Here is a 16,646-nt window from a genome sequence, read left to right as displayed (position 1 = left end):
TCGCTTCTATTTACAATGTATCAACAAGATCATCAATATTTGACTCAAGACTTGAGTCTATATCAAAAATATCCGTTCAATACGCTGTAGATCAACTATTATAAGTTAGCATTAACGTAGTCGATAGCCTGCTGAACTGTAGTAATTTTTTCTGCTTCTTCGTCTGGAATATCGCAGTCAAATTCTTCTTCAAGAGCCATTACTAACTCAACAGTATCAAGTGAATCTGCACCTAAATCATCAACGAATGATGCTGAGTTCACAACTTGCTCTTCTTTAGCATCAAGTTGTTCCATGATTACTTTTTTGACTCGTGTTTCGATGTCGCTCATAACTTCAAATCCTTAAATTATTATAACAAAATGGCAACTACCAATTCTGTACTAAAAAAACGACTGTTGAATTAACAGTTCACCAAAATTAATACACTCGCAATTATAACTAATAAAAAAAAATTAGTCCATTAACATACCACCATTAACATTGATCGTTTCACCGGTGATATAACCTGCGTTTTCTGACGCTAAAAACGCCACAGCCGCTGCAATCTCTTGTGGCTCACCTAATCTTGCTAATGGAATATTTGTTAAAAGCGCCTCTTTTACCGCCTCTGGTAAATCTTTAGTCATATCTGTATCAATAAAGCCAGGAGCCACGCAGTTAACAGTAATACCGCGAGATCCCACCTCTTTTGCCATTGATTTAGTAAATCCAATAACACCTGCTTTTGCCGCAGCATAGTTCGTTTGACCAGCATTACCTGTAATCCCCACAACCGAGCTAATATTGATAATACGACCAGATCTTGCCTTCATCATAGGACGTAAAACGGCTTTTGATAGTGAGTAAACACTCGTTAAATTGGTTAAAATTACATCATTCCACTCATCATCTTTCATACGCATTAAGAGCTGATCTTTTGTAATTCCGGCATTATTCACAAGGATATTTGGTGCACCTTTCTCTTTCGTGATAGTTTCTAATACAGACTCGATACTTGCCGCATCCGTCACATTTAAGACTAAACCTTGACCTTGATCGCCTAGATACTCAGAAATTGCCGCCGCCCCATTTTCCGATGTTGCTGTCCCAAAAACATAAGCGCCATCTTTTACTAAGCTTTCAGCAATCGCTTTACCAATCCCACGAGTTGCCCCTGTAACTAACGCAATTTTTCCTTGTAAACTCATATTATTCCTCTATTTAACGATTTACTCATTACTAGATTATGAAGCAATCTAAACCACATTCATATCTTTATATTCAATACTCTACCGAGATCTTCTAACCTGCGGTAATCTTTAAACTAACTCAAAATGCCCAACTGAGTTATTTACTTGCTATCTTACACTGTAAAACGCTATGCTCCGCAAATTTCTACCTGCAAAGTAATATCTGTATCAACTTGTTTTGGCGGATCCCATGGCGAACTTTGCTCCACTAAACGAATACTAAGCTGATGACGATTCCCACTAAATTCAGGGAAAAAGTTATAGTCATTCATATTAATACGAAGCAATCCTGCGCGCCATTTCACCGATCTATAATAAAACCCATGTTTAAATGAGCACTCTTCAGTCACCATGGATCCACGAATACATCTTAAAACAAAATGAACGGCATTCATGACATTCTCTATTACCGCCATCCATTCATAAAAGTGCTCTTTACGGGTTTGAAATGGCATATTGAGCCAATTGTGCAATACCGGCAGATCAAATGCACAAATACCACCAACAATTACAAAGCGCTGGCGTAAAGTATTTAAAAAGACATTCTCTTTAATCGCATCATACGCTCTAAATGATTGCCGACTTAAGATCCCCTTTAACTCATTTGCCTCCAAGCGATCCGCTTCTGAGAGAGATTCAATTAACATCACTTGATCGAGCTGCTTAATTAGCTCAATTTTTGTATCATTTTTTGAAACAAGCGACACTAAATCCAATAACGCTCTTACTGCAGCAATCGTACTATACTCAGAATCTTGCTCGATATAGACCAAAGACTGCTCTGCAAGCATCTCTATCCTTAAAAATCGTCTAATACCTTCAGTTAAGGGAAATTCGTAAATCATTCTTATCCTTCATATTTTTGAAATCGTATTGAATTATTGCGGTTTTGAGTAAGATTCATGAAGCTTATCAAGTTGCCTCTCCACGAATTCCTTATTTTGACTCACAATGATGTAACTACCAAGCTGACGTCGATCTAATCTTGAAATCTGCGAGCTTATAATTTTTTCTGCCATCTCTTTACTAATATTATCACGGGCGATTAAGCGCTGTAGTTGCAAATCGTATGGGACTTCAACCACTAAAACCTCATCACAAATTGCTAAATAAGGGGAGGTATTATAGATGACTGGCACTACAATTACACCATATTGATAAGGTTCAAGCGATTCAATCTGCCGCTGCACTTCAGCTTGAATTCGCCCATGTAAAATAGTCTCTAGCGCTTTTTTAGCTTGAGAGTCATTAAAAATCAACTCTCTCATCCTTCCCCGATCGAGCTCCCCTTGATCAGTAAAAACAGCCTCACCAAAATGCGCTCTAATTTCTGCCAACGCTTCAAGACCAGCATCATTATCTCGATTCGTCATCGCCCGAGAGATCACATCTGTATCGATAATGATAGCCCCTTTTTTCTGCAAATAATCAGAAACAAAAGTTTTACCACTAGCAATACCACCCGTTAACAATACCAATCGAGCTTTACTACCTTTTATATCACCCATAGATTCTCAACTTCGATCCCATCAGCCACACCTTAATTATTATCGCTTTCAAAAAGATGCAGTTAATCTTGTTATAAAGTAGAGAATTATACCTGAAAATCCTAAAGAAGGACCAAACGGAATTCCTTTCTCAGTTTTCAAAGAAAATTTAAATCCTTCTAAAAACCCATAACAAAGCCCTAAAATCGCCCCTAAAAATAGAAACTCAGCAATGTTATTGCCTCCTACCCAAGCACCTATTGCAGCTGAAAATTTTAAATCCCCTCGCCCTAAAACTTCTCGCTTATAACGCCACAATCCCAAAAGATACACTAAAAGCATAACGCCATAAGCATAAATAACTCCCCAAATAGCTGCGCTTAACGTTAAAGATGATAATCCTAAAAGAGATAGCAAAATGCCAGCCCAAAGCAAAGAAAATACAAGAGGATCTGGCAAAAGATAATACTTCGCATCAAAAATCATCAATGAGAGGAGTAATGCTAAAAAATAGAGATCCACCCATTTTAAAGAGACCTCTTGTGACCTTAAGATCACCACCCAAAATAATGAAATTAAAATCAGCAAAGCTACCGATTTAACGAAATGACGCTCATCCCCACTTAACAGATTAAGGAAATCTACCGCAAAATCTTTTATCTTTAAAGAGAATTTAGCGCCTTTTAAAGGTCGATAAATTCGCAAAAACCAGAGAAAAAGGAGAAGCCCTATCACCGCTAAGGGGAATAACAGAACAAAATAGAGCTCTGTCAATGTGAGTAAAATCATATCACCATCCCCATGTTAAACATTGGCAGATAAAGCGCTATAAGAATAACTCCGACAATAAGACCAATAAACAGCAAAGAGAGCGGATCAATTAATGCGACAAAAGCATCCACCCGCTCCTCAACCTGATCAGCATGATATTCACCCGATCTCTCTAAAACCTTTATTAGCGTTCCACTCACTTCTCCCACTGAAATTAACGTTAAAGTCACATCTGTAAAAATTGGGCGATCTTGAGCAGCTATATAAAAGGACTGACCTTGCTCAAGTGAGCTTCTTAAGAGGCGCAGCTGCTTTCGCAAATATAAATTACTTACGCCTCCCTCATATAATTGAAGACTCTTAATAAGTGGGATGCCCGAATCAATCATTACACTAATAATCTGAGAAAACCCCGCATTAAAATTCGCTAACAACAACCTTCCCACTAAAGGAGACTTAATAATTAGATAATCTAATTTTTTTCGTAAAAGCCCCTCTCTTTGTAGCACCTTCCGAATAATCCATAACAATAAAATTGTATAGAACAATACCCAACTGCCATGTGATAACAAAAAGTGAGAAAGATTGATAATTTTTTGGGTAATTTCCGGCAATTCAACGCCACTTGATTGATAGAGTCCTTCAAATGTCGGTACCACTGCTACAAGAATAAAAACAAGCACCGCCATCGCAACAACAATCACCATTAAAGGATAAATTAAGGCCTTTCGAATAGCCTTTAAAGTCACTAATCTTCGGCGCTCAATACTTGCAAGATAATCAAAAATTTCCGGCAATCTACCAGCGGCCTCCCCCACTTCAATCAACGCAATATATAGCTGCGAAAACGAGCGAGGATAAAGCGTTAAAACAGATGAAATCGGTGCTCCGGAGATTACTGCCTCTTTAAGTTTTTGCAAAAAAAGTGATAATGAGCGCTTTTTAGCAGAATGAAGCAGTAGGTCTAACGCCTTAGTAATAGGAACCCCTGCAGCGAGCAAAAGAGAGATTTGCTCAGTAAAAAATAACCGCTCCTCACGCTTTAAACGAATCCCCACACCCAAACCCACCTTATTATTACCCAGAAGTAACAGTAGTCTATTTTCCCATAAAGAGGGATTAACCTCTCTAACAGCATTTTTCACCATTCCGTAAAGGCACGATCCTTGGAGATAAACAAAAATAGTTAACTCAAATACTTTAAGTAAACTAAAAAATGCCTGACTTGTTCAGGCATTTTTGTATAATACTCACAAAACCAATATTAGCTTATCTCTATCACAATGAAAGAATTAATACTGATTAGACATGGTGAAGCTGAACACCTAGCAAATAAACTTACTGGAGGCTGGAGCGATCATCCACTCACAGCATTAGGTATGCAACAAGCTTTAAAAACTGCAAAAACCATTTTTAGTTATTTATCAGAAAGGGCTCATATTAGTTTATATAGCAGCGATCTTATACGCGCACAAACTACAGCACAACAAATTCAATCTCATCTCAAAATCAATTACATTCACTATCATTTAGGTTTACGCGAATTAAATAATGGTATAGCTAAAAATATTTCTATAGGTGATGCCAAAAAGCTACTAAACCCTATTACAGGACCTACTCTAGATTGGACTCCATATCAAAACGGAGAAAGCTGGAGAATGCTAAGTCAACGCATTAATCAAACAATGGAAGAAATTCACTCACAAACGCATGATGATACAGTCATTATTATTTCACATGCTAATGCCATTATTTGCATGATACATTGGTGGTTAAATATTACAGAAGATCATCATCTTACAAATATCATGTATAGCATCGATCCTTGTAGCATTACACATTTAATACAAGACAAACATGGATGTTTAACTATTAAAAAATTGAATGATACTTCTCATTTAAAATAAAATGAGCTTAAAGCAAAAGCCTTCTTAGATTACTAAGAAGGCTTTTTAGTTTTGCGAGTCGATCTATAAGCCGAGTTCTATCGAGAATTATTATTCATCTAAGGATACAATTACTCATATCCTCAAACAACCTCCCCGTATACAGTGTGGATTACACTATAAGTATCCCTATTTGGTCTTGCTCCAAGTATAGTGAACTTTCAGTAAAGACTTCTAAAATTTTCAAAAAAGAAATAACTATGAGGGCAATATCATCATTTTACCGCAAGCAAAGAAAAAGCCCTAGCTTTATAAAAGCTAGGGCTTTTCATTAATATGGTACCGACGCCCAGATTTGAACTGGGACGCAGTTACGCACTACCACCTCAAGGTAGCGTGTCTACCAATTCCACCACGCCGGCATATCATCTCTAATCAGAGTTACTTTTAAAGTTCCGCTGAATCAAGATGGACTATACTACAGCCATTCCCTACCGCTGACAAGCTAATGATAAAAAATAATCCACCATCTTTAAATAAAAAACTTTAAACACCAAACAACCCAATATAATCAATCCCTTAAAAAGAGACAAAGCCCAATCTTTCACACCACCAACTTGACGGATATTTAAATGGTAATGCCAAGTCCCACTAAAAAAACTACAAACACAATCATCAACCTCCTCCCAATTTATCTTTTATAGCTATCCCATTATCGTTAAGTCTGCTCAAAAATTACTGAATTAGATTGCCAAGCATCGGTTACGAAAGATACAAAAATAGCGCTATTTAGCATCACGCAAGCGAGTTTGATTCACATGCCGTACTACTTTGCTTTTTAAATAACACCTCTTAAACCAAATCGGCTATAACGGCATTTTATTAAAAACAACAAAAAACCCTAACTTCTATAAAAGTTAGGGCTTCTCTATTTATATGGTACCGACGCCCAGATTTGAACTGGGACGCAGTTACGCACTACCACCTCAAGGTAGCGTGTCTACCAATTCCACCACGCCGGCATTTTTTGACTAACTATCCATTAATTTGTAGTAGGTGCTCCACCAATAACAGGGACTTCCTGAGTTGGGAGAGAGTCAATCACACTTTTGCTAGCGGTAATCTTACCTGAATTAAACATCATTACAAGGCTTGTGATGAAAAATAGCACAACCATCCATTTCGTTAAGCGCGCTAAAAAGTTTGCTTTACCCGCAGCACCAAACACAGTGCCCGAAGCGCCCTGCCCAAATGATGCGCCAATGCTTGCGCCTTTGCCTTGCTGTACTAACACAAGACCAATGATAATAAGACATACTACAATATGTAGAACATAAATTAGATTATCAAACATCTTCTCTACCTTATATAAGATTATGCTAAAGCAATCTTTGTAAATCCTTCAGCTTCTAACGATGCGCCTCCAACAAGAGCCCCATCAATATTCTCTTTTGCGAAGAGCGAATCAACGTTTGAAGCATTCACACTTCCACCATAAACGACTCTCACAAGGTCAGATATCTTATCATCGTAAGCTTTTAATGTACAGTGAATAAACTCATGAACCTGATCGGCTTCTTCCGGAGTCGCAGTCTTACCTGTACCAATTGCCCATACTGGCTCATAAGCGATAACAGCATTTTTAAATGCCTCAATACCAATCTCATCAATAACAGATGTTAATTGCGCTTTAATCACATCTTCTGTTTTTCCACTCTCTCGCTCTTCCAGCGTTTCACCAACACAGATTACAGGTGTTAATCCAGCCGCTACAACAACCTTCATTTTCTTTGCCACATCCGCATCTGTCTCACCATAAAGCGTTCGTCTTTCTGAGTGCCCGATTAAAATATAATCACAACCAAAATCTTTTACCATCGATAAAGAGATTTCACCGGTAAATGCACCTTTAGCTTCGAAAGAGATATTTTGTACGCCTACTTTAATATTCATCCCATCTAAAATGGTCGCAACTTGTTGAATGTAAATTGCTGGTGGAAATACAACAACATCTGAATCCGCGTCTTTAACTGTCTCAATGAGCGCATTTAATAGGTCACGATTTTGTGACAATGAGCCATTCATTTTCCAATTTCCTGCAACAAAACGTTTCTTCTGTTTCATTTTATTAATTCCTTAAACCAGTATTATAAAAAAATTTCTAAATATTTAATCATTCAATGCTAATAATTGCTATAATCGTACCTTATTTTCTAGTGCCTGCCTACTTTTGCAAAATTTATGGTATGGGTAGTAAGTTAACCGACTTTTCATTGAGTACAAAGATATGATCCCAAAACGTTTGAAGTCTTTTTTTTCCCGCGATCTTTCAATTGACCTTGGTACAGCGAACACCCTTATCTATATGCGTGGTCAAGGCATTGTATTAAACGAACCATCTGTTGTTGCGATCGAACGTGACCTTAGAACCGGTCGTCCACGCCTTTCTGCTGTTGGGCAAGAAGCAAAACTCATGCTTGGCAGAACTCCTGACACCATTGAGACAACGCGCCCTCTTAAAGATGGCGTTATTGCTGATCTTCCTAAAACAGAAATCATGCTTGAAAACTTTATCAACCAAGTTTTAAAACGTAATATTTTACTAGGTCGTCCTAATCCTCGCGTGATTGTTTGTGTTCCATCAGGTGCAACTCACGTTGAACGCCGAGCCATCAAGGAAGCCGCTGAAAGCGCTGGTGCATTAGAAGCAAGATTAATTCCAGAGCCAATGGCAGCAGCACTAGGCGCAGGAATTCCGGTACATGAAGCAACGGGATCAATGGTATTAGATATCGGTGGCGGAACATCTGAAGTCGCTGTGATCTCCCTAACAGGAATCGTTTATGCAAATTCAGTTCGTATCGGTGGAGATACTTTCGATGAAGCGATTATTAACTATGTTCGTCGTAACTACGGCATGTTAATTGGGGAACCAACAGCTGAGCGTATTAAACAAGATATTGGAACAGCATTCCCAACTGCTGAAGTTTTAGAAACTCAAGTACGTGGTCGTAACTTAAGTGAAGGCTTACCACGCACATTCTCCTTAACCTCAAATGAGATTCTTGAAGCGTTAATGGAACCACTACAAGGAATTGTGAGCGCAGTACAGCTTGCTTTAGAATCAACGCCTCCTGAACTTGCGGCGGATATTTCTGAGCGTGGTATTGTTATCACTGGTGGTGGTGCTTTACTTCGCAATATCGATCAACTCATCTCTGAAGAGACTGGTCTTGATGCCATTATTGCCGATGATCCTTTAACTTGCGTTGTAAGAGGCGGTGGTAAAGCACTAGAACTCCAAGGAGTTTATGGTAGCAATGCCTTTGGTCTTGAATAATTAACCATTCATCTCTAACTATCACCTATTTATAACGTTAAAGATCCATGGATAAACAAGATAAAGGTCAAGAGCAATTTGATTTCCATAGCTTTGGGCTGAAGGGAAAGGCAGTTTTTTTCTGCCTTTTTTCGATCGCGCTCATGTTTTTGGATCACCGCACAGACTTTTTACGCTATCCTAAATATTATCTAGAAGAGATTAGTCATCCACTCTCTTTAATTGCTGAAAGCCCAAGTCGTGCATTGAATAGATTGCAAGATTGGTATACCGAAAAAGAGATCTTACTGCAACGAATTGAAACGCTAGAAGAAAAAGAGCTCTACCTTGCCTATGAAACCCAGCAAATGGCTGCATTAACAGCTGAAAATAGACGACTAAGACTCTTACTGCAATCCTCATCAAAGCTTGAACACTCTACGATTATTGCCGAGTTAATTAATATCAACTCAGATCCTTATCGCCATATTGTGATGCTCAATCAAGGCGCAAGCCAAGGCGTTGAAGAAAATCTTCCGGTTCTTAACAACCTAGGAATTGTTGGGCAAACGATCTCAGTATCTCCCTCTTCAAGTAAAGTGATCTTATTAACAGATCCACATCACTCCCTTCCCATTGAGGTTAATCGTAATGGGATTCGAGGGATTGCAAATGGTAATGGTAAACTCAATGAGATCGAGATCTCCAACATTGCTTTTGATGATGATGTTAAAGTGGGCGATCTTCTAGTGACTTCTGGTTTAGATGAGAGATTTCCTCAAGGCTACCCTGTGGCGATTATCAAAACAATCACGGTAGATTCCACAGGTTACTTTGCAAAAATTATTGCAACCCCAACGGCTAAGCTTGACCGTATCCGCGAAGTACTTATTTTATCAAATGGAGGAGAAAATGAATTGGATTAAACGCTCCTTCATCATTTTAATAACATTTGGCATCTCAATTGTTTTAGACACGATTTCCATGCCGGCATTCTTCGAAGCGATTCGCCCGAATTGGACGACAATGATGATGCTTTTCTGGACTATTCGTCTACGCACACAATTTAGTGTCGGTTCTGCTTGGCTTGCAGGTCTTTTTTTAGATATCTCTAAATCTTTTGTCTGGGGACTACACGGCTTTACCTTTGCACTACTATGCTATCTGATTAAAAGATACTACTCTCGTGTCAAGGCCTTAACACTCCCTGAACAAACAGTATTAATTCCGATAGTTTTTGCAGCTCAATCACTTATTGCAATTTGGGTTAATGGGATTCTTGGGAACTCAACACCAAGCTTTACTCACTGGATGATGCCCATTATTGTATCGAGCCTCTTCTGGCCGATTTTAAATATCATCCTCAATGAAGTTTGCGAAATCTTTGGTATCACTGATAAGAAATAAGAAGGTGAACGAAAGATGTTAGAGAAACCACAAAAAAAGCAAAATACCACTAACACCCTCTTTCTTGGACGCTCACTTATCGGAGCGTTCTTAGTCTTGATCGGCTTAATTTTCCTGATCGCAAGATTATTTAATCTACAAATTATTGAGCACGATCTCTACACAACAAGATCTAACGCTAATCGAATTAAACTACTCCCACTGCCACCAACGCGTGGACAAATTTTCGATCGTAACGGTGAAATCTTAGCTACAAACATTCCTGTTTATAACCTTGAAGTCATCCGTCAGGATCTCACGCAGCCCTTAGAAGAGGTCTTAGCCGCCATTAATGAGCTCATCCCTCTATCTGAAGATGAGCTTAGCCGCTTTGAAAGAGCCTATCGTAGAGCAAATCGTCAAGAGAGTGTTGTCCTTAAAAAAGGGCTTAATGAAGATGAATCAGCGCAAATAGCTATTAACCTTCATAAACTTAACGGCATTCATTTACGAGCAAACTTAGTGCGCATCTATCCTTATAAAAACCGAGCCGTTCATGCGATTGGTTATGTTGGGAGGGTAGATACTCGCGATATTCGAGAAATCACAGAACAAGGTCTTGAACACGAATATAGTGGGATTACACATATTGGTAAACGAGGCGCTGAAAAGAGCTTTGAAAATATTTTACGAGGAACAATGGGATTTGAGACTGTTGAGTCTAGCTCATCAGGGCGCACGGTTCGAAAAATTAGTGAAGTCCCCCCTATTCCTGGGAAAAATATCTATTTAACGCTCGATATTCGACTCCAAATTCTCGCAGAAGAAGCGCTTGAAGATTACGATGGCGCAATTGTTGCAATTGATCCACAAAGTGGCGATATTTTAGCCTTTGTGTCAAAACCTACTTATGACCCTAACCTCTTTGTCGATGGCATTACCCATAAAGACTTTAACGAGCTCAATACAGACCCATCAACCCCATTTCTCAACCGAGTGATGCAAGGATTATACCCTCCTGGCTCTGTGATTAAGCCGCAAATTGGCTTAGCGGGTTTAGAAAATGATTTCATTACTGAAAAAACCATTATTAACTGTAAAGGTTACTTCTCTGTTCCTGGTAATAACCACCGATTTAGAGATATGGGCTATTACGGGCCATCAGATCTTCGTAAAGCATTAGAGCGCTCTTGTGATGTCTACTTTTATGAGCTTGCCTATAATATGGGCGTAACCACAATGACAGATTTCTTAAAACCTTTTGCACTAGGTACTAGAACCAATATCGACCTCATTGGTGAATCTGCAGGCGTGGCTCCTACGCCTGAATATAAACGCCAACGCTTTAAACAGCCTTGGTATACTGGCGATACAATTACCGCAGGAATTGGTCAAAGCTATTGGTTAACAACTCCTCTACAAATCGCCCAATCAACAGCCATTGTTGGAATGAGAGGTGAGGCGTTTGAGCCACATATTTTAGGGGCTACCGCAATGCCACCTTCAAACCAAAAAGAGTTTGTGCTACCAACACCAATCTCTCCGATTGTCCTTAAGGATGATCACTATTGGGATGCAGCAATTGATGGCATGATCTCAGTAGTGCATGGCGCAAGAGGCACCGCTAGAACAACAAAATCTAGTGATTATATTACTGCCGGAAAAACAGGAACGGCACAGGTAAAAACGATTGCACAAGGTTCTAAGTATGATGCAAAAAACCTTGATAGACGCCATCATGACCACGCTTGGTATGTTGCTTTTGCACCTGCTGAAGCTCCCAAAATAGCAATAGCCGTTATTGTGGAAAACGGGGGATCGGGTTCTCGTGTGGCAGCACCTATTGCCAAAAAAGTCTATGATGCATGGTTAAAGGATTTTGATACTCCTTTTGCCAAAGAGACATTAGCGAGAGTTAAAGCTGAGGAGATCTCGCTATTATTAGATAATGACGCACCTCAATTACCTGAACTACAATTAGAATCAATGCCCTCTTTAGAAGAGGCTCCCTTAAAGGATGAAAAGCCGGAAAATACGCCATCACCTACCCTTAAAAGTCTGATGAATATTCGTCTTGGCGCAGATCAAACAAGAAAAGAACAGACACTTAAAGGTTCAACAATAAGGATTCAACATGAGATATGAAGAGCTATATCATACTGAAGAGGTAAAGCCTAAAGGTCTCTTAGCGTTCTTTCATCTCGATACAGTACTCACCTTTTTAATTTTCATGCTAACACTCTTTAGCTTGTTAGTACTTTATAGCGCATCAAATCACAATATGGATTATGTGATGTCACAAGCGATGAAAATTATTGGGGGATTTGTGATGATGATTGTGATCGCCTTTATTCCTCCTGAGCGCATTAAACAGCTCACCCCTATTTTTTATCTCATTGCACTACTCCTGCTTCTTGCCGTAATTTTTATTGGTGTGGAAGCAAACGGGGCTCACCGCTGGATAGATTTAAAAGTGATGCGTTTCCAGCCCTCAGAATTAGCAAAGCTAGCCGTTCCAATGATGCTTGCTTACTATCTACATAAAACCAATATCCCCCCGACATTTACAAATATTGTGCTCTCTTTAATGATTATTGGGATTCCTTTTGCCCTCATCTTTATGCAGCCTGACCTTGGAACAGCCATCATTATTCTTTTTTCTGGCGTAGTGGTACTTTTTCTTGGCGGAATCCAATGGCGATATATCTTTATTGCCATCATGACAGTTGCTGTGGCAATCCCTTCCATGTGGTTTTTCGGCCTAAAGAACTACCAAAAAGACCGAATCATCACCTTTCTTAACCCAGAGCTAGATCCGCTTGGAAAAGGCTATCAAATTATCCAATCTAAAATTGCGATTGGCTCTGGCGGTATCTACGGCAAAGGGTGGCAAAACAGTACTCAAGTCTCTTTACAATTTCTACCAGAAGCGACAACTGATTTTATCTATGCCATTATTGGTGAAGAGTTTGGCCTTATCGGCACATCTCTCTTAATTATCTGCTATCTCTTAATCATCTGGCGCGGTCTATATATCTCGCTCAATGCAAGAGATAGCTACTTCCAGCTAGTTGGCGGTGCGATTAGCCTCGTTTTTTTCTTCTATGTCTTTGTAAATACAGGCATGGTTAGTGGTATTTTACCTGTTGTTGGTGTTCCACTACCATTTGTGAGCTACGGAGGGACTGCAATTGTGACTCTCTTTATCTCCTTTGGTATATTAATGAACATCTACTCACATCCCGCATCAATCACGAAAAGGATTCAATAAATGAGATTACGACTTTTAACCCTCAGTCTTATTAGCGCAATGACAATGACAGCTTGTGCTTCAAATGTTTCAAGCCAAAGCAATCTCGAAGCATCAAAGGCATCGGAACCTGCTCGCCTACAACAATCAGAACAAATATCTAAACCTTTACCTAAAGTTGATCCTACAACAAAAGCTGAGCGCACAGGCCTTGCAGAACGTGCCGATGTTCAAGCATTTATTACTAAAACAAGCCGTGAAAAAAATCTTGATGCTAAATGGATGACAGATGTGCTCAACCACACTAAGCTTCAACCTAAAATCGTAGAAGCGATGAATCGCCCTGCCGAAGGGACGATGAACTGGGGTAAATATCGCCCGATCTTTATGACAGATAAACGCATTAATGATGGTATTAAATTCTATAACCAATATGAGAGCGATTTTATTCGTGCCGAAGAAGTTTATGGCGTTGACCGCTTTGTTATTGCCGCAATTATTGGCGTTGAAACAGGATATGGACAAAACCGCGGATCATGGAAAGTCGTTGATGCACTCTCCACGCTTGCTTTTGATTACCCAAGACGAGCGGCATTTTTCTCCGGCGAGTTAGCGGCTTTCTTTCAAATCTTAAACGAAAATGGCGGGGATCCGTTTAGCTATAAAGGCTCTTATGCCGGCGCAATGGGTTATCCTCAATTTATGCCATCAAGCTATCTTGCTTATGCTGTGGACTTTGATGGTGATGGTAAACGTGACCTTTGGAACAACCCTGTTGATGCCATTGGGTCTGTTGGAAACTATCTCATGAAAGCAGGATGGGTTCGTGGCGCTAAAATTGCCGAGCAAGTCTCCGTTAGCACTAGTAACAACGCTTATCAAGCACTCAAACAAACAGGGCGCTTAACACCACCTAAAGAGACAGTAGCACAACTTAAAAATGCCGGCATTATTACTAATGCAGATCCATCTGCAAAAGTGACGCTTTTTGAATTTGAAGTTACAAGTAGCCCAAAAGTTGACGAATGGTGGATCGGTTACCGCAACTTCTATGCAATCACTCGTTACAATAGCTCAAAACTTTACGCATTAGCGGTATTCCAAGTATCAGAGGCGATTAAGAAAGGAGTTCGTTAATGGGATTTAGTACCACTAAAAAACTCCTGATCTGTACCCTAGCAATCTTTGTGATTGCTAGCTGTGCGGGTAGTAAAAAGCCAAAAGCGCATAATGGCAGAGGGGCAACCCCACAAGATCTTCCTTTAAGCAAATCAGGAAACCCTTCTAGTTATGTGGTTTTTGGCAAAACATACACCCTTCTTCCAACAACAAAAGGCTACAAAGAGAAAGGGATGGCATCTTGGTATGGGGATAAATTCCACGGAAAACCGACCTCAAGCGGAACACCTTATGATATGCATGCTTATACCGCAGCGCATAAGACACTACCTATCCCAAGCTTTGTCACGGTCACAAATACAGATACCAATAAATCGATCACCGTAATGGTCAATGATCGGGGACCTTTTGTAAAAGGGCGCATTATTGATTTATCCTATGCAGCAGCAAAAGAGCTTGATGTTGTCCAAAAAGGAACCGCGCCGGTAATCGTTGAAGCTATCGGACCACACCAATATTTAGATCCCAATAAAAAACCACGCAATAATCCTAGAACTGAGGCAAAATCTGCAATTACAGCAGCCAAGGCAAGCGCTAGCGATAATGTGACGATCGTTGAGCAACAATACTTCGATCAAGCTCCGCCTAGCCAAGAGTTTATTAATTCTAGTTACACGAATCAAACGCAATCTCTCGCAGGAAATAGCAACCTTGCATCGGGTTACCATATTCAATTAGGATCTTTTGGAAGTGAGCAAAATGCACTCAACTTTCAACAAAATATGACAAATAGACTGCAACAACCGACCCAAGTCAAGTATGATAAAGGGCTATATCGTGTCTATGTTGGTCATTATAATAGTCGTGAAGAAGCAGGAAATGCAGCATTCTCTCTTCCTGTATCTACAACCATTATCCATTTCTAAAGATAAAAAATTATGTTTAAAAAACTTTTCACAATCTGCGCTGTGGCGGTGACTTCGATGTCACTTTCCGTCGCACAATCACCAAACTCTACGCTTCAGCTCCCAGAATATGCCGTTAAATCATGGATTATCATGGATTATGAAACAGGGGCAATACTTGCTGAATCTAACAGTAGACTGCAATTAGAACCTGCAAGTATCACTAAAGTCATGACAGATTACGTTGCTGCTGATGCCCTACAAAAAGGGACTATTCACGCCAATGATAAAGTACTTGTCTCCGCAAAATCACGCAGTATGAGTGGCTCAAGAATGTTCTTAGAAGAAGGAACGCTTGTGTCTGTTAATGATCTACTCCAAGGATTAATTGTTCAATCAGGAAATGACGCAGCTGTTGCTATTGCCGAGCATATCGCATTTTCTGAAGAATCCTTTGCGGTTAAGATGAATGAAACAGCAGCTGAACTTGGCATGAAAGATAGCCACTTTAAAAATGCCAGTGGCCTACCAGATCCAGAACATGTCACCACTGCTTTTGACTTAGCCGTTCTGTCTCGCGCACTCATTAAAAATTTTCCAGAACATTATAAGTTTTATTCTCAAAAGAGCTTTACCTGGAATAACATTAAGCAAAATAACCGCAATACCCTTCTTTGGGAAGATTCATCGGTTGATGGAATTAAAACAGGCCACACAGATAGCGCCGGTTATAACTTAGCTTCAAGCGCAGAGCGTAATGGTTTTCGTATCATTGTGGTGGTGATGGGCGCTAATAATGAAGCCTATCGTCAACGTGTATCACGTGAGCTTATTAACTTCGCCTTCCAAAACTTTGATCGCAAAAAAATCTATGAAGCCAATGAAGTGATCGCAAGAGCCAATGTTCTTCATGGGATAGATAAAACGGTACCTGTTGGCGTTAGTGATAGCATTACCGCAACACTTCCTCGTGTACAATATGATAACTTAAAAGCGCAAATCAAAGTCAATAGTGGTCTCGAAGCGCCAGTTATGAAGGGAGAGCAAGTTGGTAATTTAGAGTTTTATATCGACAACCATCTGCTTCATAGCTTTCCGGTTGTCGCTTTGAAAGATGTGGAAAAAACAGGAATATTCCAACGCCTTTGGGAGAGCTTCCTGGGCAAACTTAACAATAAAATCAATAAGTTTAAAGAAGCGCTTTAAATTTAAACATTTTTTTGTAGTATTTTTGTAGTTTATTCGTTATCATACTTCCCACGTAAACAGTGTGTGTTTATTTTTTGATTAA

General features: G+C 39.6%; 17 protein-coding genes and 2 tRNA genes. 9 read left to right on the top strand and 10 right to left on the bottom strand.

All coding sequences use genetic code 11. The features are described 5' to 3' along the window. Positions 1 to 98: 98 nt before the first annotated feature. The 6 genes from acpP to MMG00_RS01145 form a co-directional block, all read right to left on the bottom strand. Positions 99 to 332 carry an acyl carrier protein gene (gene acpP / locus MMG00_RS01170; RefSeq protein ID WP_026878288.1) on the bottom strand — a complete coding sequence of 78 codons (234 nt, stop codon included), beginning with the start codon at positions 330 to 332 and terminating at the stop codon, positions 99 to 101. A 123-nt stretch (positions 333 to 455) separates the two neighbouring features. Beyond that, positions 456 to 1,190, bottom strand: a complete 735-nt coding sequence (gene fabG, locus MMG00_RS01165) for a 3-oxoacyl-ACP reductase FabG (protein ID WP_242150210.1) — start codon at positions 1,188 to 1,190, stop codon at positions 456 to 458. A gap of 170 nt (positions 1,191 to 1,360) precedes the next feature. Beyond that, the gene (gene zapD, locus MMG00_RS01160) at positions 1,361 to 2,077 is read right to left on the bottom strand and encodes a cell division protein ZapD (RefSeq protein WP_242150208.1); all 717 of its coding nucleotides are present in this window, start codon (positions 2,075 to 2,077) and stop codon (positions 1,361 to 1,363) included. A 33-nt stretch (positions 2,078 to 2,110) separates the two neighbouring features. Next, positions 2,111 to 2,740, bottom strand: coding sequence for a dephospho-CoA kinase (coaE, locus tag MMG00_RS01155; protein ID WP_242150205.1), 630 nt, complete (start codon positions 2,738 to 2,740; stop codon positions 2,111 to 2,113). 48 nt (positions 2,741 to 2,788) lie between these two features. Then, positions 2,789 to 3,508, bottom strand: a complete 720-nt coding sequence (locus tag MMG00_RS01150; RefSeq protein ID WP_242150203.1) for a prepilin peptidase — start codon at positions 3,506 to 3,508, stop codon at positions 2,789 to 2,791. Beyond that, a complete protein-coding gene (locus MMG00_RS01145) occupies positions 3,505 to 4,638 on the bottom strand; it encodes a type II secretion system F family protein (RefSeq protein ID WP_242150200.1) in 1,134 nt (377 codons plus the stop codon). Before MMG00_RS01145 ends, MMG00_RS01150 begins: the two co-directional genes overlap by 4 nt. Positions 4,639 to 4,773: 135 nt before the next feature. Between MMG00_RS01145 and MMG00_RS01140 the strand changes: the two genes are divergently transcribed. Then, positions 4,774 to 5,397: a histidine phosphatase family protein gene (locus tag MMG00_RS01140; RefSeq protein WP_242150197.1), complete on the top strand. Its 624-nt coding sequence runs from the start codon at positions 4,774 to 4,776 to the stop codon at positions 5,395 to 5,397. A gap of 316 nt (positions 5,398 to 5,713) precedes the next feature. Here MMG00_RS01140 and MMG00_RS01135 read toward each other — a convergent pair. The 4 genes from MMG00_RS01135 to tpiA form a co-directional block, all read right to left on the bottom strand. After that, positions 5,714 to 5,798: transfer RNA gene (locus MMG00_RS01135), tRNA-Leu, on the bottom strand. Between the two features lie 515 nt (positions 5,799 to 6,313). Next, positions 6,314 to 6,398, bottom strand: a tRNA-Leu gene (locus MMG00_RS01130). 20 nt (positions 6,399 to 6,418) lie between these two features. Next, positions 6,419 to 6,730, bottom strand: coding sequence for a preprotein translocase subunit SecG (gene secG, locus MMG00_RS01125; protein WP_242150195.1), 312 nt, complete (start codon positions 6,728 to 6,730; stop codon positions 6,419 to 6,421). 20 nt (positions 6,731 to 6,750) lie between these two features. Next, positions 6,751 to 7,500 (bottom strand): triose-phosphate isomerase, encoded by a 750-nt coding sequence (gene tpiA, locus MMG00_RS01120; RefSeq protein ID WP_242150194.1) that lies wholly within the window; start codon positions 7,498 to 7,500, stop codon positions 6,751 to 6,753. A 163-nt stretch (positions 7,501 to 7,663) separates the two neighbouring features. On the opposite strand from tpiA, the gene MMG00_RS01115 reads away from it, so the two are divergent. The 8 genes from MMG00_RS01115 to MMG00_RS01080 are packed head-to-tail and all read left to right on the top strand — an operon-like array spanning position 7,664 to position 16,561. After that, positions 7,664 to 8,716 (top strand): rod shape-determining protein, encoded by a 1,053-nt coding sequence (locus tag MMG00_RS01115; RefSeq protein ID WP_432805924.1) that lies wholly within the window; start codon positions 7,664 to 7,666, stop codon positions 8,714 to 8,716. A gap of 47 nt (positions 8,717 to 8,763) precedes the next feature. After that, entirely contained in the window at positions 8,764 to 9,621 is an 858-nt protein-coding gene (mreC, locus tag MMG00_RS01110; RefSeq protein WP_242150192.1) for a rod shape-determining protein MreC, read from the top strand. Further along, positions 9,608 to 10,102, top strand: a complete 495-nt coding sequence (gene mreD / locus MMG00_RS01105) for a rod shape-determining protein MreD (protein WP_242150190.1) — start codon at positions 9,608 to 9,610, stop codon at positions 10,100 to 10,102. Before mreC ends, mreD begins: the two co-directional genes overlap by 14 nt. Positions 10,103 to 10,117: 15 nt before the next feature. Further along, positions 10,118 to 12,226 carry a penicillin-binding protein 2 gene (mrdA, locus tag MMG00_RS01100; RefSeq protein WP_242150188.1) on the top strand — a complete coding sequence of 703 codons (2,109 nt, stop codon included), beginning with the start codon at positions 10,118 to 10,120 and terminating at the stop codon, positions 12,224 to 12,226. Continuing rightward, positions 12,216 to 13,352: a rod shape-determining protein RodA gene (gene rodA / locus MMG00_RS01095; protein WP_242150186.1), complete on the top strand. Its 1,137-nt coding sequence runs from the start codon at positions 12,216 to 12,218 to the stop codon at positions 13,350 to 13,352. Before mrdA ends, rodA begins: the two co-directional genes overlap by 11 nt. Further along, positions 13,353 to 14,468, top strand: a complete 1,116-nt coding sequence (gene mltB, locus MMG00_RS01090) for a lytic murein transglycosylase B (RefSeq protein ID WP_242150183.1) — start codon at positions 13,353 to 13,355, stop codon at positions 14,466 to 14,468. Then, positions 14,468 to 15,376 carry a septal ring lytic transglycosylase RlpA family protein gene (locus tag MMG00_RS01085; RefSeq protein ID WP_270049328.1) on the top strand — a complete coding sequence of 303 codons (909 nt, stop codon included), beginning with the start codon at positions 14,468 to 14,470 and terminating at the stop codon, positions 15,374 to 15,376. The genes mltB and MMG00_RS01085 overlap by 1 nt, the downstream gene beginning before the upstream one ends. A gap of 12 nt (positions 15,377 to 15,388) precedes the next feature. Beyond that, positions 15,389 to 16,561 carry a D-alanyl-D-alanine carboxypeptidase family protein gene (locus MMG00_RS01080; RefSeq protein ID WP_242150180.1) on the top strand — a complete coding sequence of 391 codons (1,173 nt, stop codon included), beginning with the start codon at positions 15,389 to 15,391 and terminating at the stop codon, positions 16,559 to 16,561. Positions 16,562 to 16,646 lie beyond the last annotated feature (85 nt).

This window comes from Ignatzschineria rhizosphaerae (assembly GCF_022655595.1).
GTDB lineage: Bacteria > Pseudomonadota > Gammaproteobacteria > Cardiobacteriales > Wohlfahrtiimonadaceae > Ignatzschineria > Ignatzschineria rhizosphaerae.
Note: the sequence above shows the minus strand (reverse complement) of the source record. Positions and strands in the feature narration are given on the sequence as shown.